This window comes from Catenovulum adriaticum (assembly GCF_026725475.1).
GTDB classification, from domain to species: domain Bacteria; phylum Pseudomonadota; class Gammaproteobacteria; order Enterobacterales; family Alteromonadaceae; genus Catenovulum; species Catenovulum adriaticum.
Genome location: NZ_CP109965.1, coordinates 2,552,029 through 2,574,469 on the forward strand (window position 1 = coordinate 2,552,029; position 22,441 = coordinate 2,574,469).

Annotated in this window: 22 protein-coding genes; 9 read left to right on the forward strand and 13 right to left on the reverse strand. The window is 38.0% G+C overall.

Annotated features, from left to right (window positions below; all coding sequences use genetic code 11):
- Positions 1-250: 250 nt before the first annotated feature.
- Both OLW01_RS11140 and mutH read left to right on the forward strand, forming a co-directional pair.
- Complete coding sequence (locus OLW01_RS11140) at positions 251-1,120, forward strand: putative RNA methyltransferase (protein WP_268073989.1); 870 nt, start codon at positions 251-253, stop codon at positions 1,118-1,120.
- Between the two features lie 13 nt (positions 1,121-1,133).
- Positions 1,134-1,817: a DNA mismatch repair endonuclease MutH gene (gene mutH / locus OLW01_RS11145; RefSeq protein ID WP_268073990.1), complete on the forward strand. Its 684-nt coding sequence runs from the start codon at positions 1,134-1,136 to the stop codon at positions 1,815-1,817.
- Positions 1,818-1,834: 17 nt separating this feature from the next.
- Here the strand turns inward: mutH and OLW01_RS11150 are convergent, their stop codons facing one another.
- Entirely contained in the window at positions 1,835-3,013 is a 1,179-nt protein-coding gene (locus OLW01_RS11150) for an HDOD domain-containing protein (RefSeq protein WP_268073991.1), read from the reverse strand.
- A gap of 83 nt (positions 3,014-3,096) precedes the next feature.
- Positions 3,097-3,669: an anthranilate synthase component II gene (locus OLW01_RS11155; protein ID WP_268073992.1), complete on the reverse strand. Its 573-nt coding sequence runs from the start codon at positions 3,667-3,669 to the stop codon at positions 3,097-3,099.
- Positions 3,670-3,950: 281 nt separating this feature from the next.
- Between OLW01_RS11155 and zigA the strand changes: the two genes are divergently transcribed.
- The 4 genes from zigA to OLW01_RS11175 are packed head-to-tail and all read left to right on the forward strand — an operon-like array spanning position 3,951 to position 6,616.
- Positions 3,951-5,180: a zinc metallochaperone GTPase ZigA gene (gene zigA, locus OLW01_RS11160; RefSeq protein ID WP_268073993.1), complete on the forward strand. Its 1,230-nt coding sequence runs from the start codon at positions 3,951-3,953 to the stop codon at positions 5,178-5,180.
- A complete protein-coding gene (locus OLW01_RS11165) occupies positions 5,177-5,863 on the forward strand; it encodes a DUF1826 domain-containing protein (protein WP_268073994.1) in 687 nt (228 codons plus the stop codon). The genes zigA and OLW01_RS11165 overlap by 4 nt, the downstream gene beginning before the upstream one ends.
- Positions 5,864-5,882: 19 nt before the next feature.
- Entirely contained in the window at positions 5,883-6,467 is a 585-nt protein-coding gene (locus OLW01_RS11170) for a DUF2796 domain-containing protein (RefSeq protein ID WP_268073995.1), read from the forward strand.
- A gap of 5 nt (positions 6,468-6,472) precedes the next feature.
- Positions 6,473-6,616, forward strand: a complete 144-nt coding sequence (locus tag OLW01_RS11175) for a hypothetical protein (protein ID WP_268073996.1) — start codon at positions 6,473-6,475, stop codon at positions 6,614-6,616.
- Here the strand turns inward: OLW01_RS11175 and OLW01_RS11180 are convergent.
- From OLW01_RS11180 to OLW01_RS11195, 4 genes are all read right to left on the reverse strand, one after another.
- A complete protein-coding gene (locus tag OLW01_RS11180) occupies positions 6,594-8,186 on the reverse strand; it encodes an ABC transporter ATP-binding protein (protein WP_268073997.1) in 1,593 nt (530 codons plus the stop codon). The genes OLW01_RS11175 and OLW01_RS11180 overlap by 23 nt on opposite strands.
- 9 nt (positions 8,187-8,195) lie before the next feature.
- The gene (locus OLW01_RS11185) at positions 8,196-9,233 is read right to left on the reverse strand and encodes an ABC transporter permease (RefSeq protein ID WP_268073998.1); all 1,038 of its coding nucleotides are present in this window, start codon (positions 9,231-9,233) and stop codon (positions 8,196-8,198) included.
- A gap of 8 nt (positions 9,234-9,241) precedes the next feature.
- Positions 9,242-10,339 (reverse strand): microcin C ABC transporter permease YejB, encoded by a 1,098-nt coding sequence (locus tag OLW01_RS11190; protein WP_268073999.1) that lies wholly within the window; start codon positions 10,337-10,339, stop codon positions 9,242-9,244.
- 127 nt (positions 10,340-10,466) lie between these two features.
- Positions 10,467-12,317: an extracellular solute-binding protein gene (locus OLW01_RS11195; RefSeq protein WP_268074000.1), complete on the reverse strand. Its 1,851-nt coding sequence runs from the start codon at positions 12,315-12,317 to the stop codon at positions 10,467-10,469.
- A 251-nt stretch (positions 12,318-12,568) separates the two neighbouring features.
- Here OLW01_RS11195 and OLW01_RS11200 point away from each other — a divergent pair, with 251 nt between their 5' ends.
- Positions 12,569-14,125, forward strand: coding sequence for a GGDEF domain-containing protein (locus OLW01_RS11200; protein ID WP_268074001.1), 1,557 nt, complete (start codon positions 12,569-12,571; stop codon positions 14,123-14,125).
- Positions 14,126-14,326: 201 nt separating this feature from the next.
- Here OLW01_RS11200 and OLW01_RS11205 read toward each other — a convergent pair whose 3' ends face one another.
- From OLW01_RS11205 to OLW01_RS11230, 6 genes are all read right to left on the reverse strand, one after another.
- Positions 14,327-14,767, reverse strand: a complete 441-nt coding sequence (locus OLW01_RS11205) for a type 2 periplasmic-binding domain-containing protein (protein WP_268074002.1) — start codon at positions 14,765-14,767, stop codon at positions 14,327-14,329.
- Position 14,768: 1 nt separating this feature from the next.
- Entirely contained in the window at positions 14,769-16,100 is a 1,332-nt protein-coding gene (locus OLW01_RS11210) for a hypothetical protein (protein WP_268074003.1), read from the reverse strand.
- A 128-nt stretch (positions 16,101-16,228) separates the two neighbouring features.
- A complete protein-coding gene (gene trpS / locus OLW01_RS11215; RefSeq protein ID WP_268074004.1) occupies positions 16,229-17,239 on the reverse strand; it encodes a tryptophan--tRNA ligase in 1,011 nt (336 codons plus the stop codon).
- A 256-nt stretch (positions 17,240-17,495) separates the two neighbouring features.
- On the reverse strand, positions 17,496-18,983 hold the full coding sequence (locus OLW01_RS11220; RefSeq protein ID WP_268074005.1) for a methyl-accepting chemotaxis protein: 1,488 nt from the start codon (positions 18,981-18,983) through the stop codon (positions 17,496-17,498).
- A 237-nt stretch (positions 18,984-19,220) separates the two neighbouring features.
- Complete coding sequence (locus OLW01_RS11225) at positions 19,221-19,640, reverse strand: secondary thiamine-phosphate synthase enzyme YjbQ (protein WP_268074006.1); 420 nt, start codon at positions 19,638-19,640, stop codon at positions 19,221-19,223.
- A gap of 4 nt (positions 19,641-19,644) precedes the next feature.
- A complete protein-coding gene (locus tag OLW01_RS11230; protein ID WP_268074007.1) occupies positions 19,645-20,118 on the reverse strand; it encodes a chemotaxis protein CheX in 474 nt (157 codons plus the stop codon).
- A gap of 310 nt (positions 20,119-20,428) precedes the next feature.
- On the opposite strand from OLW01_RS11230, the gene OLW01_RS11235 reads away from it, so the two are divergent.
- The gene (locus OLW01_RS11235) at positions 20,429-20,692 is read left to right on the forward strand and encodes a DUF1289 domain-containing protein (protein ID WP_268074008.1); all 264 of its coding nucleotides are present in this window, start codon (positions 20,429-20,431) and stop codon (positions 20,690-20,692) included.
- On the opposite strand, the gene OLW01_RS11240 is transcribed toward OLW01_RS11235, so the two are convergent.
- Entirely contained in the window at positions 20,689-21,114 is a 426-nt protein-coding gene (locus tag OLW01_RS11240) for an OsmC family protein (RefSeq protein ID WP_268074009.1), read from the reverse strand. The two genes, OLW01_RS11235 and OLW01_RS11240, sit on opposite strands and share 4 nt — an antisense overlap.
- Positions 21,115-21,167: 53 nt before the next feature.
- Here OLW01_RS11240 and OLW01_RS11245 point away from each other — a divergent pair, with 53 nt between their 5' ends.
- Positions 21,168-22,409, forward strand: coding sequence for a cystathionine gamma-synthase family protein (locus OLW01_RS11245; RefSeq protein WP_326498579.1), 1,242 nt, complete (start codon positions 21,168-21,170; stop codon positions 22,407-22,409).
- Positions 22,410-22,441 lie beyond the last annotated feature (32 nt).

The following is a 22,441-nucleotide window of genomic DNA, read 5'->3' on the forward strand; positions in this document are numbered from 1 at the left end:
TTCACCCCAACTGTAAACCAATTGAGATAAAAGTAACATCAAAGATATGCATTGCGGCAAACAAATCAAGTACTAATTGAATAAAAAGTAAATTTAACGTAAACGACAGCATGTTTTTTAGCCAATCCGAACAAAATACCCCCACAATGTATAAATTGTTACCAACCAAGCTTATACAATTGAACCTGAATAGCATTCATAATTATCGATGGTAGAATAGCGAATAATTTTATATTGTGAATAATTTGCCGTGTCTATAACTTCAGATTTAATGATTTGCCCAATGGATGGTTCAATACTCAAGCGTGTTGAAAATAGCCTGCATTGCCAACATAACCATCAATTTGATATTGCCCGCCAAGGTTATGTCAATTTATTACCTGTTCAATTTAAACGTTCAAGGTCACCGGGTGATACGAAAGAAATGGTTCAAGCAAGACGTGATTTTTTAACCACTACCGCTTATCAGGGCATTAGCGATCATTTAAATCAATTAGTTTTGGCTGAATCAAATGTAAACATAACCGATACCTCAGCGCCATTTAACCTATTAGACGCCGGGTGTGGTGAAGGTTATTATTTAGCTCGGTTAAATCAAGCGCTTACCAATGCTCATAACAATGTGCAAACTTTCGGTGTCGACATTGCTAAATTTGCTATTTTAGCGGCCGCAAAATCAGACAAAAAAAGTCAATATATAGTAGCCTCGAATAAACATTTACCGCTTTTAGACGCGCATTTTGATATTATTGTCTGTGCTTTTGGGTTTCCTTGTTTTGCTGAGTTTGCCAAAAAATTAAAACCAAATGGCAAACTCATTTTAGTTGAAAGCGGCGAAAAACATCTAATCGAATTAAGAAACAAAATTTATCCCAGTCTTAAAGCTTACCAACAAAACCCTTATCCTGACGCTATCGAAGCCGGTTTAAGTTGGTATAAACAAGATAATATTTGTTATGAACAATTACTAGACAAGTCAGCACTTGCAAACCTGCTATTAATGACACCGCATATACATAAAGCCAGTCATGAGAAAAAAAAAGCACTTGAAAATTTATCTGAACTTAATATCACAATAGATATTAATTACCGAATTTTAACAAAAAACTCAGCTGAATAAATAGATCAACCTGATGAAATTAATAAGCGACCACGCCCCTAAAACTGAAGCTGAACTGATGGATAGAGCCATGCAAATGGCTGGTTTAAATTTAGCTCAATTAGCTGAAGCTGCGACTGTCGAAGTACCCAAAAATTTAAATCATGATAAAGGTTGGACAGGTCAATTATTAGAATGGCATTTGGGCGCTACAGCTGGTTCAAAACCTGTCCCCGACTTTGAGCATTTGGGTATAGAACTAAAAACCATTCCAATTGATAGTAAAGGCCAGCCGCTTGAAACCACCTACGTTTGTGTTGCTCCCTTAACTAATTGTGCAGGCCAACAATGGCAACAAAGCCCGATTAGAATTAAACTAAACCGAGTTTTGTGGATCCCTATTTTGGCTGAAAGACAAATCCCCATCGCTCAACGATTGATTGGCTATCCTATTTTGTGGTCACCCAGCGAAGCGCAAGACCAAGCATTAAAAGCCGACTGGGAAGAATTAATGGATATGATAGTGTTGGGGAAAGTAAGCCAAATTACCGCTCAGACCGGAGAGTTTTTGCAAATTAGACCCAAAGCGGCAAATAGTCGGGTCAGAACCAAAGGAATTGGCGAAGATGGCCAGCCAATTGAAACCTTACCACGTGGGTTTTATCTAAAAAAGAATTTTACCAAACAGATTTTACAAAGCATTGTAGATGACACTTAGCACAAGCGTAAAATAAGTTAATCTTGCTGAACCAAACGTAAATTTAACCTAACCAAGCTTAATTTGTTTAGTTGAACCACATCAGAGCTGCTAAGTCCGTTTTCTTTAAAAAAGATTTTAGCTTCATGTTTTGCAATTAGACCATGGCGCTGTAAAATTTTATATCGAGCGTAACAAATACCTTTTTGTAAAATTTGTACCATAGCTACATGGCTGGCGTTAGCGCCATGACTATCATCTGAATCGCCGTGAACATAAGCTCTTAAAGGCGAAGCTAAATTAAGCCTTTTAAGCTTAAAGCACTCCACTAAGCGCACACTTAAATCGGCTGAATGCGCTAACATTAAATCACGTAAGGTGTTGGGGTCTGGCTCCAGATCTACCAGAGCATCATGGAGTGACTTTTGTCTTTGATCGCGTGCCGCTTTAAGTTGTCGTTTCCATTCGGTATCAAAGGTATGTAAATAAAGTCGAGCTATCGCCGATTTGCCCAAGTCATGAAACGCACCCAACGCAAAAGCCACACCGGGATCTTGATCATACATTTGGGCAAGTCGCTTGCAGGCAATACCAGCCCCTAGCGACGATTCCCAAAGTTTACGTTTCATTAATCGAAACGGCTCAGTACTATGTGGTATCCATTTGCGTAACGCAAAACTTGGAATCACCATTTTTAAATTATCAAGACCAATGTAACTCAATGCTGTTTTGCTGCGATCAACTCGAATTGGTTTTTCGCCATGCACTTGTTTGCGATAAACAGGTAAATTAACCAGCTTAATCAAATCAAGTGATAACCAAGGTAAATTTGAGACTAAGGGATCAATTCGGCCAATTGAAGCCGCACGAACCGATAAAATATCCAAAATGGTGGGAATCGCATCTTGAATTTGCAATACCTCATTAAAAATAAAAGTCGTATCTTGGAGTTTTTCTGACACTAATTGGGCGACTGTTTGATTCAAAATAACAGATTGTTGTGCTTGATTCTGTATTTTAGTTTGCTCAGCGTTGTCTCTTTCCAGTTTAGCTTGTTGTTCAACTTCTAATAACTCGCGAGCTTGCGGATCGCCATCCAGTTCAATTTCTTCATCAAAATTTAAATCCAAACCATTATGATTACGTGCAAAGTCATAACTAATTAATAAGTCATGAAATCTAATATGTAATAAGTCAGAATAAGATTGTTTAGACATTCAATACCGCGACAAACCTAAATCTAGAAAGTAACCTTGTAAAGTCGTCATTAAGCCTAGCAAATTATTTCCTATTATAACCTTTAGCTATTTAAAAAGTTTCTTAATATATGGTGACCAAATTCCGACATAACAGATTCGGGATGAAATTGAACGCCAAATACCGGATATTGAATATGCTCAATGCCCATAATAAGCTTATCGCTAATTTCGTTAGACCAAGCGGTCGGCTTTAAAAAACTAGGCAAAGAGTCTGGCTGAATCGTTAACGAGTGATAACGGGTAACCAAAAAATCTCGATCAATGCCTTTAAATAGCCCTTGGCTATTATGCTCCACTAGCGAAGTTTTTCCGTGCATCACTTTATTTGCTTTTACCACTTTAGCGCCAAATACCTGAGCGATACATTGATGACCCAAACAAACCCCTAAAATAGGCAGTTTTCCCGTGAAATGTTTAATAACCGCTAATGAAATACCTGACTCATTAGGCGTACAAGGACCAGGCGAAATACATATGTGGCTTGGTTTTAACTGCTCTATTTCATCAAGGCTAATTGCATCATTACGAACCACTTTTACTTTAATGTTTAACTCCTGAAAATAATGCGCCAAATTGTAAGTAAAAGAATCATAATTATCGATTATCAACAGCATTAAAGTATTACCTTATTTATTTTTTACGCTATAAATAATAACACTTTAGATTACATCGAGATAGATAACTTTGTTATTTCGAACAAAGGACTCTCTTATCGAATTTATTCTTACTGTTGAAAGGCTACCGAATAAATTTTGTCGGTTATAAATATACGCTTTTACGATTATTTCATTTGAATATTTTTTGACGAACTAAAAATACATTAGACAATTAAAATGTTACATTATAACATTAAGTAAAGTTAGCTAATGTCAATTTTTAAGGGAGCTATTTTTTAATGACACAAAAATTACCCCTCACTGTTCTGTCCGGCTTTCTAGGCGCTGGTAAAACCACAGTTCTCAGCCATATCTTAAATAATCGGCAAGGCAAAAAAGTCGCCGTTATTGTAAATGATATGAGCGAAATAAACGTTGATGCGGCTATGGTCAAAAACGAAGTATCACTTAACTACAGCGAAGAAAAGTTAGTAGAAATGAGCAATGGCTGTATTTGCTGCACATTACGCGAAGACTTGTTGTTAGAAATCAATAAACTGGCACAAAACGGCCTATTTGATTATTTGGTGATTGAGTCGACTGGTATTTCAGAGCCATTGCCAGTTGCAGAAACCTTTACCTTTGCAAATGAAGATGATGTGTCTTTAGGAGATGTTGCTACCTTAGATACCATGGTCACTGTAGTTGACGCAGTTAACTTCTTAAAAGATTACGACGAAGCAAAAGACTTACAAGCCGCAGGCGAATCGCTCGGGGAAGATGATGAACGCAGCGTTGCTGATTTATTGGTTGAACAAGTTGAGTTTGCCGATGTATTGCTTATTAGCAAAATAGATTTAGCAAGCAAGGCAGAAGTAAAGCGGTTAACCGCCATTCTTAAAACCCTTAATACACATGCTCGCATCATCCCTATTAGTCAAGGACAGGTGCCCATTAATGAAGTTTTGGCAACTGGGTTATTTAATTTTGAACGCGCACAGCAAGCCCCTGGCTGGTTAAAAGAAATGCGTGCCGAGCACCTACCAGAAACAGACGAATACAATATTAGTAGCTTTAGTTATACCGCGCGTCGCCCGTTCCACCCAGAAAAATTCCACCAATTTTTACATGGCACTGAAAAATTTGGCAAATTAATCCGATCTAAAGGTTATTTTTGGCTGGCATCTCGCCCGCAATTTGTCGGACAGTGGAACCAAGCTGGTGGTATTGCCCGCTATGGTTTTGCGGGCATGTTCTGGAAAGCTGTTCCACAAGACAGCTGGCCAACGGATGAAGAATCACTTAAAGAAATACGAAAAACTTGGGTTGAACCCTTTGGTGATATGCGTCAAGAATTAGTGTTTATTGGCCAAGGCCTTAACCAAAATGCGATAAGCCAAGCGCTTGATAACTGTCTGCTATCTGAAAACGAATTACTTAAAGGTAAAGCATACTGGCTCACGTTAAACGACCCGTTTCAAACATGGGAAGCAGAAAATTCTTCACAAGCAATGGGAGAAACCGCATGAGTGCAGTAGCGACAATAGCTGAAAATCCCATAACCACAGCTCAATCGAAGCAAGCAATACAAGACAATCAACCAGAGATATTAACCAGTGTATATCAAGAAAATACCAACATGGTTATTTGGCAGCGTACACTTAATAGTCAGCTTCAACAAGCAGTGGACGAAATACTGCTAAATAGGCCGACACTAAAATTATCTATGGTAGTTGCCCCACAAGATACCAGAGCGGCTATAAAAGAAGCTCTTTGCACATCGCCTTCACCGGCTACCGATATATTGAGCGATGATATTACATTGCTAGTGGATATGTTTTGCTGTTTGTTTGAGCTCAACCATGCGGGATTAAGAATAACCGCATTAGATCGTGCCATGTGTCCAAAATTTCATGTTGATAAAGTACCTTGTCGTTTAGTTTCTACATACAAAGGCATTGCGACTGAATGGCTTCCTCATCATCTTGCTAATCGCAGCCGTTTGGGGGCTGCTAGCATAGGCAAGTCTGATGAACAATCGGGATTATATAAACATCAAACTGATATTAAACAAATGACGGCTGGTGATGTTGCATTACTAAAAGGTGAGCTTTGGCAAAACAACGAAGGCGCGGGTCTAATTCATCGTTCACCACAAATAACGAGTGATAACCGTCGATTGATATTAACGCTTGATTTTATTAATGATTAATTAAATTAAAGAGAAAAATATGCGTCAGTTGCTAAATGCTAAAAACCTATTCATTGCGATAAAACTTATTTTAAAAATTAGTTTTATCGCAACCTTGCTAGCCCCTACTCACGCTACAGCCTCAACCGATGCGGCACATGTTCATGGCTTGGCTGAATTAATGCTGGTACTAGAAGAAGATCATTTAGCAATTCAATTTAGTTCACCAACCATTAATTTGGTGGGCTTTGAACATAAAGCCACAAATGCAAAAGACATTGCCAAAATCGAAAACCTAAGCAAAGTCTTAAATCAACCTGAAAAACTTTTTGCATTTGCAGGTGCTCGTTGCACACCGATTGATAATCATGTCGATGTCTCAAGCTTAATCGACACTCAAGACAAAGCGCATGGCCACGATAAACGACATCACAATGACAGTCATAGCGAAGTGATCGTAGAGTATCGATTTAAGTGTGAGAATCTAACCCATTTATCATCCATTCAGCTTGGTTTATTTAAAACTTTTTCTGGTATTGAGCAAATCCAAGCCATGTGGGTAACACAAACAAAACAAGGGGCATCACAACTTAATGCAGATAACTCAACCCTTATGTTTAGGTAATTTCAGTGACAGACCTAAAGGACACAATTGAGCACGCAGAGCAACATTGCCAATCCCACAGCACCCGTTTAACTGATAAAAGAAAACAGGTACTTGCAGGTTTAATTGAGTCTGAGCTTATTCAGGCTAAGCTACAAATGCAGTTTTAATGAGTTGCCGCGTATAACTATGCTCAGGACTCGTAAATACTTTTTCGCAACTACCCGCTTCTACTATTTTCCCCGCTTTCATCACCACAACCTCCTCACATAACGCTTTAACAACTTTAAGATCATGGCTGATAAATAAATAAGTTAAATCGTGAGTTTGCTGTAATTTTTTTAATAATTGTAAAACCTGAAATTGAACCGTGCGATCCAATGATGAAGTCGGCTCATCTAAAATAATAAATTTAGGTTTCATCACCAAAGCACGAGCTAAAGCAATACGTTGGCGTTGCCCACCTGAAAACTCATGCGGGTATCTGTGCCTGATATTCGGATCGAGTTCTACTTGTCGCATCGCCTCAATAATCATTTGTTCATGTTCTTGTGGCGTTGCAATATTATTAATCGTTAAACCTTCTCCAATAATTTCACTCACCAGCATTCGCGGACTTAAACTACCGTAAGGGTCTTGAAAGACAAATTGCATGTCGCGACGGAGTGCTGTTAGCTGCTGTTTATTTAATTGATTAATCGACTGACCATTAAAAGTAAAATCACCTTGGCTTTTAATTAATCTCAACAAAGCTTTAGATAAGGTTGTTTTGCCACTTCCGCTTTCTCCCACTACGGCTAAAGCACTGCCTTTTTTTATCGAAAAGCTCACCCCATCAACCGCCTTAACGTGACCCTCTACCTTTCTAAAAATCCCTTTTTGAATAGCAAACCAAACTTTTAGTTGGTTCACTTCCAATAAATTGTTGGCTTTTGGGTCTGCAATACAAAATTGATTAGGTGGCTCAGCATTAATTAATTTTTGAGTGTAAGCGTGTTCCGGGTTTAAAAATAAAGACTGGCAGTCGTTTATTTCAACCAAGCGACCTTGCTCCATTACAGCTACGCGATCAGCCAATTGCTTAACCACACCTAAATCATGGCTAATAAATAATACAGCCATATTGAGTTCGCTTTGCAGCTGTTTAATCAAATTTAATATTTGCGCTTGTACCGTTACATCCAATGCGGTTGTGGGCTCATCGGCGATGAGTAATTCAGGCTCATTAATAAGCGCCATTGCAATCATAATGCGCTGTTTTTCGCCACCTGAAAACTGATGAGGAAAATCCTTTAATCGGTTTTTAGCATCTCTAAGGCCCACTTTATTTAACCATTCAATAATTTTAGGTCGACTTTGTTTTGCTGTTAACCCTTGATGGATAAATAAAGTTTCTCCCAGCTGCTTTTCAATGGTATGCAGTGGATTTAATGACATCATAGGCTCTTGAAAGATCACTCCTACTTTGTCGCCACGCCAACGTCTTAACTGCGAATCTGAAGCTTTTAAAACGGACTCTCCCGATAAATAAATATCGCCAGAGCTATATTCAACGGGTGGCTCATTTAATAAGCGTAATATCGACATGGCAGTGACAGATTTACCACTGCCACTTTCGCCGACCAATGCCAAAACTTCGCCTTTTTGAATACCAAAAGAAATTTGATGCACCACTTGCCGAGTTTGGCCTGATTGGTTAAACCCAACGCTTAATTCTTTTACTTCTACTAAATGACTCAACCTACACTCCTAATGACTTTTTCTTGGGTCATAAGCATCTCGAATCCCCTCGCCAATAAACACCAGCAACATCAAAATAATGCCAAGCGAGAAAAATGCAGTAAAACCTAACCAAGGTGCTTGAATATTCGCTTTGCCTTGAGCCAATAATTCACCCAGTGATGGCTCCCCGGGTGGTAAACCAAAGCCTAAAAAGTCTAACGAAGTTAAAATAGTAACCGAGCCTGACAAAGCAAATGGCATCATTGCCATGGTTGCGACCATAGCGTTGGGCAAAATATGTTTAAACATGAGCCTTGAATCAGACATTCCCATTGCTTTTGCAGCCATCACATATTCAAAATTTCGGCAACGCAAAAACTCGGCGCGCACTACACCCACAAAGCCCATCCAACCAAATAAAGTGGTAATGAGCACCAGCCAAGCCACATTAGGAGTAATAAAGTTAACTAAAATAATCAACATAAATAGCTGAGGTAAACCGCCCCAAATTTCCATAAAACGCTGTAAACTTAAATCAACCCAACCACCGTAAAATCCTTGCACGGCGCCGAGTCCAATTCCAATTAAAGCTGACGCTATAGTCACCGCAAAACCAAATAACACACTTAACCTGAATCCATAAATAACTCTGGCAACGACATCCCGTCCTTTATCGTCTGTTCCCAACCAATTTTCGTCTGATGGCGCACTCGGCGCTGGGGTTGGTAAATCATAATTAATGGTTGAATAGCTATATCGAATTAACGGCCACACTATCCAGCCATCAGCTTCTATGAGCTCTTTCATATAAGGGTCTCGATAGTCAGCCGCGAGCTCAAATTCACCACCAAAATCGGTTTCTGAATATTCAGTTATCAACGGAAAATATAGTGAGTCCTGATATTTAATGAGTAAGGGTTTGTCGTTTGCAATTATTTCAGCAAATAAGCAAAGCCCAAATAAAATCGAAAACAACCATAACGAATAGTAGCTTTTTCGGTTATTTTTAAATTTAGTCCAACGTTTTTGGTTTAATTGGCTCAAAGCCATCATTCGGGGTGCCATAAAACAACTTACCTCGACTCAAAGTCAATTCTTGGATCGATAATCATGTACATCACATCACTTAAGATATTTAAAATTAACCCAACTAGCGTAAATACATACAAAGTGGCAAATATCACGGGGTAATCACGCTGCACTGTGGTTTCATAAAACAACAGCCCCAAGCCATCAAGTGAGAATATAATTTCAATAATGAGTGAGCTGCCAAAAAAGACCCCAATAATCGCCGCCGGAAAACCTGAAACAATCAGCAACATCGCATTTCTAAACACATGTTTATACAAAATAGCATTTTCAGTTAAGCCTTTGGCTCTTGCTGTTATGACATATTGGCGGTTTATTTCATCTAAAAATAAATTTTTAGTGAGCATAGTCAAACCGGCAAATGAACCAATCACTGTGGCTAAAATAGGTAAGGTCATGTGCCAAAAATAATCCGTAATTTTCCCCCAAACAGATAATGATTCCCAATTATTTGACGTTAAACCACGAAGCGGAAACCAGTCAAAAAACGAGCCACCTGCAAATAAAATCACTAATAAAACCGCAAACAAAAAAGCCGGTATGGCACTAGCCGCCAAAATAACAGTGGTTGTCCAGCCATCAAACTGTGAGCCATTGGTGATGGCTTTTCGTATCCCCAATGGTACAGAAATAGCGTATACAATTAATAACGACCAAAGCCCCAATGAGATAGAAACAGGCAAACGCTCAACTATCAGCTCAAATACCCCTTTGCCTCGAAATAAGCTTTCACCAAAATCAAATTGCAAATAGTTTTTTAGCATCTCCCAAAAGCGCTCACCAATGGGTTTATCAAACCCAAACCGCTTTTCAATCTCGGCGATTTCTTCTTTAGTTAAGCCACCTGCACCGCGATATCCACTCGCTTCTTGCGCACTAATATCTCGCGCTTGATTGACTTCACTGCCACTAGCCGCCAAGCGCTCTTGCATTACGCTCGTTGCCGCTAAACCAGACTGAGCCGCAATATATTGGTCAACCGGCCCACCGGGGGCTAATTGAATAATAAAAAAATTAATTGCAATAATTGCAAAAAAGGTGGGTATAATGAGCAACAAGCGCCGGATGATATAAGCGATCATTTAAATATTTTAGTTCCTGATTTGGGTTATCAATTGGACAATTTTAATATTGAGTACAAGTTATTAACTGACGCGATTTAAACTTGCACTCAATCATAGCTATTACCATAGCCATCATATTAGCGATTTAATTTCTGTGTTGTTTTGGCAGTTTGGCTGCTTTTTGTGCATCGAACCACCAAGTATCTTGTCCTAAATCATACTTTGGTATTTGTTTAGGTCGCTGATATTTATTCCAATACGCCACTCTATATTTGGATAAATGCCACTGCGGGATAGAGTAATAATTCCACAGTAAAACGCGATCAAATGCTTTTGCATAAGCCATTAACTCAGTTTGGTTTTCCTGATTTTCAGCAATTTTAGTCACCAAATAATCAACCACTTCATCATTGGGTCCAACCCAGTTGTAAGATGAGTTTAAATAATCTGAGTGCCATTGAATTTTAAGCGTTTCACTTGGAAACCCTGAAAAAGCGCGGCTAATCATATCAAACTCACGTTCGCGTACTCGGTTAATATATTGCGATGCATCCGACACTAAACGTATGTTCATTTTGGCGCCAATGCGCTCAATATTTTTTTGAAATGGAATTGAATACCGCTCTTCTGACGGACGATAAATCAGCAACTCAAATTCAAATTGTTTACCCTTTTGATCAACCAATTTATTATCAACTAGCTTATAACCTGCTTGCTTAAACAAGCTTAAGGCTTGTCGTATCTCACGGCGAATATTCCCGCTGCCATCGGTTTTATTCAGTTTGAAGGGTTTGTTAAAAACGGCTTCTGGTAACTGATCTTTAAATTGGTTTAAAATTTCAAGCTCACGACCCGTCGGCAAGCCAGATGAACCATATTCCGAGTTCATAAAATAACTATCGTTTCTTTGATAGTCGCCATAAAAAAAGTTTTTATTGGTCCATTCAAAATCAAATAGTAAATTAAGCGCTTGTCTCACTTTACGGTCTGAAAATTGAGGTTTTTGCACATTAAACACAAAAGCACTATTACCCGTTGGAGTTTGGTGCGCTATTTCTTCTTTAACAATATAACCTTTATCAAAATTTTCACCCGTGTATTGAGTCGCCCAGTTTTTTGCTATGCTTTCTAACCTAAAGTCATATTCACCTTTTTTAAAGGCCTCCATTAATACAGTTTCATCTAAATAATAATCAATGCGAATTTGCTCAAAATTATAACGACCCACTTTGGTAGGATGCTCAGCGGCCCAATATTTAGGGTCTCGCTGGTAAATAATATGTTGCCCCATTTCGTAGCTTTTTACTTTATAAGGGCCACTACCTAATGGCGGTTTATCAAAAGGTTCTGAGAATTTTTTATCTTTATAATAATGAGCTGGCAATATTGTTAAATCGCAAAGACTCAACATTAAAGCTTTATCTGGCCGCGCTAATTTAAATTTAACTTTATTTGGCGCCACAACCTCAACAGTCACTCCGGCAAAGTACTTTTTAAACTGGGGAACGCCTTGCTCAAAAAACAAATTGTAACTAAAAGCAACGTCTTTGGCAGTAATTGCCTTACCATCTGAAAATTGAGCTTTTGGATCAATATGAAATATCACCCAAGCATGATCGCTTGGGTATTCGATTTTCTCCGCTATCAAGGGATAATAAACAGAAATTTCATCTAGGTTTGAAGCCATTAAGCTATCGTAAAGAATATCTTCAATCATAGCGGGCGATGTACCACGCTGAGCATAACGATTAAAGTTATCGAAGGTACCTTGCATACCATATGTTATTTGACCGCCTTTAGGGGCCTCTGGATTCACATAATCCCAGTGTTTAAACTGAGCAGTGTCATATTGTGGTTGACCTCTTAATGCAACAGATGATGAGATAATAGTTTTAACAGACGCACTGGTTTTCCCGCTATTATCTTCGTTAGAAAAACTGGAAAAACTACAAAGTGTAAAACCGATCGCGCAAATAAACTTTGGCATATTTTTCATTGTTATTTTATCCCCTGAAATCACAAAAATTAAGCCGATACAAACTGCTCATTTTTAATTTTTTATCAATATTAACAATACAATATATTGCATTAAAGCATAAAAGAGGCGTATTCTTCTAGCGAATCGAGTGCTATACTTTTAAACAAATTTAGCTTTGTCTATTAGATTAGCTTTAAATAACAAACTAACACCTAGTCAATCTGCTTTTATTATTGACATTTTTGAGCTTAAAAAGTTGCAGCATCATTATGAAAATCAATGTAAAATTAACGATTTATGTTGGAATTATCGCCTCAATTGCAACCCTTATTTTATCCTACACATCTTACGACAATATTCTTGAATCGAGCAATCAAGATAGCGACCGTATTATTCAATCTTTAGCGGCAACCGTTTATGATACGGCGGCGATCTCAGCTTATTTAAATAATGAAGCTTTAGCAAATGATGTGATAACGGGTTTACTCAAAAATAAAAGAGTTGTCTGCGCTGCCATTATAACCGATAAAATGCAAACAACAGGCGGAGCCTGCCAAAAAGCACATAAATACACCAAAACCTTATATTCACCGTTTTCTCAAGATGAGAAAATTGGTCAACTCGAAATTGTAAAAAACCATGTGCTAGTTCAAAATATCGCCTCTTCAATTGCAGATAATAAAATCCAAGGCGTCATCGTAGTTGTTACTATTAGTATTCTTTTTACCCTAATCACGACTTACTTGCTGGTATCACACCCTATAGAAAAACTTGCCTCTTGGCTGGATACAGTCAAACTAGATACCGAACAAACAATGCGCTATCCACATACTGGCCGACGTGATGAAATTGGTCGCATTGGTTATAAAATCAACCAACTTTTAAATAAATTAGATGAGCGCTTAAATAAAGAAAGAGCGCTGACAAATCAAACTCAAAAACTCTCAGAAAACTTAACCATGATTTGTAACTTATCCAAAAATGCACTCGTGGTAACAGACACTGAACTTAACTTGTTGTCCCATAATCCAGAATTTGAGTCAGTGTGGAGTAACAATGTTTCACAAGAAAACATTACAACTAACCACCAGTGGGTCAATTTATTATTTGAAAATGCAGATACAATTAAACAGAAAATCATTCAAAGCGAGCAACTCAAAACAGCTACCACAATTGAAGTGGAGACTAAACATAGCCCTGAACAAAAAAATAGTGAAAACCTTTGGTTTGACTTAACTTTTGCTAAGGCAGAAAACGCGCAAGGCGAACTCAATACATTTATATTTATCAGTGATGTAACAGCAAAACGACAACAATTATTACAATCGGAATTTGAAGCTGACCACGATTTGTTAACACACCTTAAAAACCGACGTTCGGCTAGGCGACTATTAAATCATATGATGAAAACACCCGATCACAGCTCTAAGATTGCATTATTATTGATTGATTTAGACGGCTTTAAAGAAGTAAATGATACTTATGGACATGATGCTGGCGATGTTGCCCTAGTTGAAATAGCAAAACGTTTATCACATTTAACCAGACGCTCAGATATTCTGGCGCGCTGGGGGGGTGATGAATTTATTATCGCGCTTAACTACAGCCAAGTTGATGAAGCAAAAACACTAGCCAATAAAATTATTCATGCGGTATCTGTGCCTATAAATGTCTCTTCGGAAGATAATGTAAATTTAGGTGCGAGTATAGGCATTGCCATATACCCGGATTCAGCGGAAGACTTTGATGAATTATTTGAAAAAGCAGATATCGCTATGTATCAAATTAAAAAGCAAGGTAAAAATAGCTATCAAGTTCATAGTTAAATAACAATGCTTTTTAAATAACCTTAACTCGGGTTAAGGTGTATTCTAACTAATTGAACGATTTAATCTTATCGCTCTGCATGGTTTCTAACGAGATTTTTTGCATGAATTTAACGCAGTGCTCGTCAAAAAAGACCACTTGAAACATATTCATAAAACCGAATTGAGGTTAAATATATCATTTCGCCTAGTTCATTGTATTTAAATTGATTTTAATCGGTAAACAACTTTAACATCATCGGTTAACCAAGCTTCATCAATATACCCAACCGCATATAAATTTTCACTTACAAAAGCGATAACTTCACTGGGTGGATCAAGCACAACAGGTGGGCTATAACGGCCAGTAAACAACAACTTAGCCCAATAACTACTCATCTGCGATAAGCTTTTTCCCATTAACTGCTGATAAAAATCTGCTTTGATTTGGGTTTCATTTGATAAATCGACGGGCAAAGCTGTCGTGCCGCCAGGAAAAGCCACCAACCGACCGGTATAAATATCTAATACGTTGCCACTAGATAACTGTTGTGTCGGGTTGTCCGGATGCACTATAACTAAAATATCCCCAGCAAAAGCACATTTGCTCATTAACCCTAAACTAATAAACAATACACTATAAAAAAAACGAGGTAGTCGCATCTTAAAACATCCTGTCATAACTAACTAAAAAAACATCCACTTGTTCTGCTTGGGTTTGACTAAATTGGTTTACACGCCATAAACCTGCACTATTTTTATCCACCCACTTTCGTTCAAATTGCACTTTTACAGCCTGTTGTTGCGCAAAATCCCAGCGCATTCCTAAAGTTGCACTTTTTTGCTTATAAACGGGTTCTAAAAAGCCATTGATAACAGTTAACGTAACTCGAGAATCTATACCTAGAACTTGGTCGACCTGATCTAATAAATCACCGCTTGGCTGAGTGCTAAATGGTTTATCTTTATCTGAGTTAATAAAAGAAAGCGTCGCAAAAGGAGTGACTTCACCATGTGTATACGCAAAGTTAACATAACCTGAGTCCGTATCTGGTAATAAAAAACTGCCAGAAGACAAGTGCGCTAATTCTGCTCTCACTCTGAGAGCACCTTTATTGTGTTCAGACGCTAAAGTATAATACTTAAAAACACCATCTTTGGCTTTGTCACTTTGAAGAAACGCGGCACCTTCAGCCCAAGGCATAAATTGCGTTTTTGTTTGTAATAGTGCAGGGTGAGCTAATAGTGTAAAAAAATCTTCAATTTCATCAATAATACCCCAGCCCTCAATTTGCTCCACTTGTGAATAGGCGGCTCTTAGCAACCAATTCCGGCTTTCATATTCAAGGTTAGCACCCACTAAATTTTTAAATTCGCTTGTCACAGGTTCATCACCGCCTAAGTCTACAGTGATATTCGTTTCGCCAAAATACAGGTTCGCGCTAAATAAACCAAAATCAGTTCGCTGAGTATAAGTGGCGTCTATACCATCAACATAAGGTAACGGAAGCTGAGCGTAAAAATCTTGTACTGGTAAGACTTGATTATGAGCATAACCTATCAGCCTAGTTTCGCTGATTAAATAGCCTCGTGGGTAAAAACGACCTGCTCGAAATAGCCAGGCTGAACTCGGGCGGTAATTTAAAGTTGCTATTTTTATTCGATCAAAATCAGTATCTACTAGTTCATTTTTTAAAACGGCCTGACCTACAAGCTGCCATTGGTCATTAACGCTATAGTTAATTTGTCCGCCCAATAAACTTAAGTCATCAAATACCCACTCTCCGCGGTGACTCGCCTGTTCGCCTAAAATAGAAGATTTATAGCCAATTTGATTACTTGAGCCATGGTATCCAGCTACGGTTAAAAAACCATTAAAATGAAAATCATTCGGCTGTGCATACACAAAGCTTGATGCCAAACTACTACAAAGCATTAACGCTACTTTCATTAACTTATTTTGCATTTTAAAGGCTAGATTACGCCTAATACTCATATCATAGCTCCTAAGTTTTTAACCTAAATACCAGCCACTTACACGACAATTATAGTTGCCAATTGGTTATGCTGCACGATATTAACCGGGGGCTATTAGATTTCCCCGCTGGTTAATATGCCTCAAACTTAAGCTTTAGGTCTAGGTATAAAACCAATGGCCTCAGATACTTTATCTAACACAACTTGAGCTCGCTCTTGGGCTTTATCTGCGCCCATTAGCATTATTTTCTCTAACTCGGCTTGCTCTTGTCTTAGCGCTTTAAAGCGTGTTTGAATTGGCTCTAATAAAGTCACAATAGCTTCTGCTGTATCACCTTTTAAATGGCCATACATTTTATCTTCATACTCTGGCACTAAAGTTTCAACACTTTTACCGGTCGCACAAGATAATAAGGTTAATAAGTTTGAAACACCTGGTTTTTCTGTGGTATCAAAGTAAATTCGAGCTTGCTCATCTGAGTCTGTCACCGCACGTTTTACTTTTTTGATAATTTTTTTCGGCTCTTCCAACAAACCAATAAAATTACCTGGGTTATCATCTGATTTAGACATTTTTTTGGTCGGCTCTAACAAGCTCATAATACGAGCGCCTGTTTCTGGAATATAAGGCTCAGGTACTGTAAACGTATTGCCGTAAGCATTGTTAAATCGTATTGCAATGTCACGACTTAGCTCTAAATGTTGCTTTTGATCGTTACCCACAGGCACTTGATTGGTGCCGTACAATAAAATGTCAGCAGCCATTAGTGCTGGGTAGGTGAATAAGCCAGCATTAATGTTATTTTCGTTTTTAGCTGATTTATCTTTAAACTGAGTCATTCGATTCAGCTCACCCATCTGGGTATAACAATTTAAAATCCAACCTAACTGGGCATGCTGCGGCACATGAGACTGAAGAAATACAATGCTTTTATTAGGGTCAATGCCACACGCTAAATATAAAGCCAAGCCGTCTAAGCAAGCATTTCTCAATTTTTCAGGATCTTGGCGAACCGTAATCGCATGTAAATCAACTAATGAAAACAAACATTGGTAATCGTCCTGCATATTGCCCCATTGGCGTAATGCACCCATATAGTTACCTATGCTTAATTCTCCACTAGGCTGTGCGCCGCTAAAAACGATGGGTTTGCTCATATTATCCTCAAAAAAATGTTTATGCTAAATTTAGCTGCAATGATCGCGATCTGGGGTGATAATTCAAGTAAAAATGTTAATATTCTTAAAATAAACACAAAAAAGGCAAGATATTATCTTGCCTTTAGGGCGTGTGAAGCTATGTGTTATTTTGAGCAATAGGCTGCTTTCATTATTTCCGCCTTACTTAAGACAATTTGTCTATCAGCTCAAAGTATCAACAAAAATAAATACGCCCTAATCAAACATGATTTTATTAATATTTAAACTGTTTAATTTGCTCTGATAAGTTATGTTCAACATCAATCATAGCTTGGGTGTTATGTTCTAATCCTTTGGTCTCATTAGTGAGCTTAGTGGCGCCATCTAACAAGTGCTCCATCCCTTGACTTACTTCTTTAGTTAATACAGATTGCTCTTCAGTTGCGCTCGCAATTTGAATAATCATATCATTAATATTGCTTAACTTATCTGAAATTGCAGCGAAAGCACCTACTGTTGTTTCTGTCGATTCTATCGTTTCACTCACTAACTCTTTACTACGGTAAGATGCTTGATAAGAATCATCAGCTTTGCTTTGTAACGATACTATAATAGATTCAATCTCTTCAGTAGATTGGCGTGTTTTGCTGGCAAGCGAGCGCACTTCGTCTGCCACCACCGCAAAACCTCGGCCCGTTTCACCCGCCCGAGCGGCTTCTATTGCTGCATTTAGTGCCAATAGATTTGTCTGCTCTGCAATCCCTTTAATCACATCTAACACACCCCCAATATTTTCACTGGCTGTTTTCAGGTCTGAGGCAACTTTTGCATTATTTTCTAATTCATCGACCAACTGCTGAACATGGGTTAAATTGGTTTGAACATCTGTTCTACTTTGTGCGGCTAAATCAAATGTTTCTGTGGTACTTGAAGCGGTTAACTCTGCATTTTGTGCAATTTCACCTGTTGCTTCTGACAACTGCTTTAAATAACTGAGCGAGTGTTCGGTTTGTTCTTTTTGTTCATGTGTATTAACTGTCGTTTTATGGCAAACAGAACTAATAGAAGATGATAAATCACTTAACCCATTGGCCCCTTGCGCAACATCCGCAATAATAGTTTGGATTTTTTCAATAAAATGATTAAAGTTTTGAGCTAAAGTACCAATTTCATCATTTGTTTTTACTGGAATTCGTTGGGTTAAATCACCGCCTCCTCGAGCTATGTCAGCTAATACTTGGCTAACATTAGTTAAAGGCCGCACCACCACTTTGTTAATTAACAAAATAAGTAATACACTCAGCGCCAGCAGTGAAACTGCCATTGAAATAAGCTTTTCGTACCATTGAGAAGCTAATCGGTTTTCAACGCCACTACGTGAAAATGCAATTTTAACCTTGCCAATCATGCTGCCATCGGCACCTGAAATTTCATACCACTGTGCTGTCCCGTCAAGCGCAACATCTTGCTTCATTTTGGTTTCAGCCATTGCTTTATCACGGTGATCTGTCACTTCTACTTGCGCAATAATAGGATCTGGCATGTAAGCGTCAATAATGTTTTTTATTAAAGGAAAATCATACGAAAAAACAGGATCTTGCAATATTACTTTAAGCTGTTTAACAATTGCTTCTTTATTGTTTTCATAGCGTTCATTTTCGCTACTGGTTTGCATTGACATAGTGCCAAATGCAACAAGTCCCAATACAGCTAAATTTACACACAATAAAACGACAAGCACTTTTCTGGCAATAGATTGCATTTTAAAATTTACCTCTAAACATACGACTGTCTGTTACAGCCCGTTTACAGCTGCACAGTACATATCATCATTAATGACTATAACTTTATTATTGACGCTTATTTTATATTAAGCAGAATCGAGTCTGCGAAAAATAAATAGTTTTTAACAGGGTTTTATCGTAATTTTAAATAATAATCAACAAAATAATCTAAAGCCAAATTCAAGCCTATATTCATACTCTTGAATTAATTTAGGTTATTCACCTTGCATAGTCACTAAGATTCGACGTTCACCGCCATAATCTCTGTGCTCGCCTAAGTAAATCCCTTGCCATGTACCCAGTCCAAACTGACCATTTTGAATAGGCAGCTGCAAGCTCACACCAAATAAACTGGATTTAATATGAGCAGGCATATCGTCATCGCCTTCGTAGGTATGGCGATAATAAGGCTGGTTTTCTGGCACCATTACGTTCACGTGAGATTCAAAGTCAGTGCGAACAGTGGGATCTGCATTTTCATTAATACTTAAACTGGCCGACGTATGTTGCAATAATAAGTGACATAAACCCACTTTAAACTGGTGAATTTCAGGTAATAATGATTCAATCTCTGATGTAACTAAATGAAAGCCACGAGCTTGAGGCGTTAAGCGAATTGTTTTTTGTAACCACATATAATTAACTTGCTACTTTATCAAAACAGATTTCAATGTGAACTTTTCCAGCTTCAGCTTCAAACGGCATAATAATGATAGTCCCGTCTGATTTATGATTTATGGTATGACCCTTTCCTGAAACCACGATTGGGGTTGCCATATCAAAATCGTAGCCTTTTTCAGCCAATAATTTTTTAGCACCACCTGTGACCATGTTGGTAATTTCCCCAACCATATCTGTTACTTCTTCATTGATAGCATCTGGTTTTTCACCCAGCATTCTCTGCATAATATCAAGCGCTAAACCTGCTTCAAATGAAACTGACAATGACCCTTTAGTTTGAGGACCAACCATACCAATTAGGCCAGACACATCGCCCCGAGCGACTTCGTCTTTTTTGACTCTTGGCTTTTGCGGCTTTAACTCAAGCATAGCCATGGTACTAACCACGTTGACCAATGAAGATAAAAACGGGTTAATGAATTCTACATTCATAAGAGTTCCTACTATGTATCCTTTTAAAAGCTAAATAAATTTTTAATCATACTGCCGATAATTAATAAAATTGTAAATGCAAATAATGATAATGATTTTGTGATCTGATACGCTTTAATGTTTATTGTACAAATTTCAAACGAATTAAACGCTTAAGATTGCAACTTAAGATCTAGTATAAATGATCAACGCATAAATATTTGAGCTTATTTAAAAAATAAATTCCAGTTAGCCAATTTCACTCTAGATAAAGTTTCGTTATATACTGTCTTTACTATCGCATGTATTCATTAAACAACAGCAGTGCTTAATGCAACAAACCAAACTTTTTGAAATAGACAATATAGAAAGCCCCTGCATTGGTATTTGTGAATCAGGCGCTAGAGGCTATTGCCGTGGTTGTTTGCGTAGCAGAGATGAAAGGTTTTACTGGGAAAAACTCTCATCCGAGCAAAAAATTAAAGTTATTTCATTATGCGAAATGAGAAAGAAAAAGCTTAAAAATAAAAAGCTTAAACAGCAAGAAGAAGCGCTACTGGCACAAATTAAAGCCGAACAACTTGATTTATTTTAAGAGATTATCTCAAAGCTATGGGTTATTTTAACATCTGCGGCTAATAACATTGCGGCCACTGAACAATATTTATCAACCGATAGCTCAACCGCTTGGGTTACAGCCTTAGTTGTTAGTTTTTCACCGCTAACTAAAAAGCGCAAATGAATTTGAGTAAATACCGCAGGGATCTGGTCCGCGCGCTGGGCTTCAATTTCAACTTCACACTGGCTAAGCCCTGTCCGCTTTTTTTCTAATATAGACACCACATCAAACGCTGAACAACCAGCTAAACCTAAAAGTACCATTTCCATAGGCCTGATACCTTGGTTTTCACCACCTGCCTCAATTGGACCATCTAATAAAACTTTTTTGCCATTACTGCCTGTGCCTTCAAATTGCCGCTTTTGACACCAACGTAGATTTAGTTTTTGTATTGACATATCTCATTTATATTTACACTCTTAGGGGATTGAATACTGACACACAATAAATCATGATGAAAGAAAAAGGTTTTACCACTCAAGTTGTACATGCCGAGCGTCTACAAAATATTGAATCAGGGGCAGTCCACCAGCCCTTGCACCAATCTGTTTTATTTGCTTATGAACAAGCCCAAGATTTAGTCAATGTTTTTCAGGGTAAAAGTAAGCATCACGCTTACGCGCGTCAATCAACGCCTAGTGTAAATGTGTTACAAAATACCTTAACCCAATTAGAAGGCGCTGTGTCTAGTTTAGTGTTTTCAAGTGGTATGGCCGCGTTAAGTAATACCTTGCTTACTTTGTTAAAAGCAGGCGACCACTTAATAATGAGCCAGTTTGTGTTTGGCAATACCAGCAGTTTTGCCAAAACGCTCATTCAATTCGGAATAGAAGTCGATTTTGTTGATATCACCAATCACACTCAAATTAAGCAAAGTATTAAGCCTAATACCCGAATGCTATTTTGCGAAACCATCGCAAACCCGGTAACCCAAGTCGCGGATATTAAAGCCATAAAAAACATATGCCAACCACAAAATATAGTGTTAACCGTCGATAATACCATGACCCCATGTTACCTTTTTAATGGCATACAGGCTGGTGCTGATTTATTAATTTGTTCACTAACCAAATATTTTGGTGGGCATGCCAATGCACTTGGCGGTGCAGTCATTGATACCGGTAATTATAATTGGCAAAATTACCCTAATATTCTAAAAACCTATCAACAAGGTGATTCAAAAACTTGGGCTATCACCCAAATTAAGAAAAAAGGGTTGCGTGATATGGGGGCTTGTTTAAGTTCAGACGCAATACACTTATTAAGTGTTGGCGCTGAAACACTTGCACTTAGAATGGATAAAAGTTGTCATTCTGCCTTGCAAATTGCCACTTTTTTAAACCAACATCATAAAATTAAAACGGTATATTACCCAGGGCTGGCCACTCACCCTGAACATGCAATTGCACAACGGCAATTTAAATACCCAGGTGCCATTTTAAGCTTTGATTTAATTGACTCAATTGACTGCTTAGATTTTATTGATCAACTTAAATTAATTTTATGTTCAACTCATTTAGGCGATAACCGCAGCTTAGCTATTCCTGTCGCCCCCACAATTTATTATGAAATGGGAATAGAAAATCGCAAAAAAATGGGAATCAGCGAAGGCATGATTAGATTATCAGTAGGAATTGAAGACACCCAAGATATTATCAATGATTTAACTCAAGCTTTAAGCTTTTTTAACTAACTTAAACTCTGGATAAAAAGTTGGCTGAAATA

What these genes read in the sequence shown, in the direction of transcription:
- mutH (WP_268073990.1), top strand. Translation starts at nt 1,134, where the DNA reads ATGAAATTAATAAGCGACCACGCCCCTAAAACTGAAGCTGAACTGATG.
- OLW01_RS11150 (WP_268073991.1), bottom strand. Translation starts at nt 3,013, where the DNA reads ATGTCTAAACAATCTTATTCTGACTTATTACATATTAGATTTCATGAC.
- OLW01_RS11155 (WP_268073992.1), bottom strand. Translation starts at nt 3,669, where the DNA reads ATGCTGTTGATAATCGATAATTATGATTCTTTTACTTACAATTTGGCG.
- zigA (WP_268073993.1), top strand. Translation starts at nt 3,951, where the DNA reads ATGACACAAAAATTACCCCTCACTGTTCTGTCCGGCTTTCTAGGCGCT.
- OLW01_RS11165 (WP_268073994.1), top strand. Translation starts at nt 5,177, where the DNA reads ATGAGTGCAGTAGCGACAATAGCTGAAAATCCCATAACCACAGCTCAA.
- OLW01_RS11170 (WP_268073995.1), top strand. Translation starts at nt 5,883, where the DNA reads ATGCGTCAGTTGCTAAATGCTAAAAACCTATTCATTGCGATAAAACTT.
- OLW01_RS11185 (WP_268073998.1), bottom strand. Translation starts at nt 9,233, where the DNA reads ATGGCACCCCGAATGATGGCTTTGAGCCAATTAAACCAAAAACGTTGG.
- OLW01_RS11190 (WP_268073999.1), bottom strand. Translation starts at nt 10,339, where the DNA reads ATGATCGCTTATATCATCCGGCGCTTGTTGCTCATTATACCCACCTTT.
- OLW01_RS11195 (WP_268074000.1), bottom strand. Translation starts at nt 12,317, where the DNA reads ATGAAAAATATGCCAAAGTTTATTTGCGCGATCGGTTTTACACTTTGT.
- OLW01_RS11200 (WP_268074001.1), top strand. Translation starts at nt 12,569, where the DNA reads ATGAAAATCAATGTAAAATTAACGATTTATGTTGGAATTATCGCCTCA.
- OLW01_RS11205 (WP_268074002.1), bottom strand. Translation starts at nt 14,767, where the DNA reads ATGCGACTACCTCGTTTTTTTTATAGTGTATTGTTTATTAGTTTAGGG.
- OLW01_RS11210 (WP_268074003.1), bottom strand. Translation starts at nt 16,100, where the DNA reads ATGAGTATTAGGCGTAATCTAGCCTTTAAAATGCAAAATAAGTTAATG.
- trpS (WP_268074004.1), bottom strand. Translation starts at nt 17,239, where the DNA reads ATGAGCAAACCCATCGTTTTTAGCGGCGCACAGCCTAGTGGAGAATTA.
- OLW01_RS11220 (WP_268074005.1), bottom strand. Translation starts at nt 18,983, where the DNA reads ATGCAATCTATTGCCAGAAAAGTGCTTGTCGTTTTATTGTGTGTAAAT.
- OLW01_RS11225 (WP_268074006.1), bottom strand. Translation starts at nt 19,640, where the DNA reads ATGTGGTTACAAAAAACAATTCGCTTAACGCCTCAAGCTCGTGGCTTT.
- OLW01_RS11230 (WP_268074007.1), bottom strand. Translation starts at nt 20,118, where the DNA reads ATGAATGTAGAATTCATTAACCCGTTTTTATCTTCATTGGTCAACGTG.
- OLW01_RS11235 (WP_268074008.1), top strand. Translation starts at nt 20,429, where the DNA reads ATGCAACAAACCAAACTTTTTGAAATAGACAATATAGAAAGCCCCTGC.
- OLW01_RS11240 (WP_268074009.1), bottom strand. Translation starts at nt 21,114, where the DNA reads ATGTCAATACAAAAACTAAATCTACGTTGGTGTCAAAAGCGGCAATTT.
- OLW01_RS11245 (WP_326498579.1), top strand. Translation starts at nt 21,168, where the DNA reads ATGATGAAAGAAAAAGGTTTTACCACTCAAGTTGTACATGCCGAGCGT.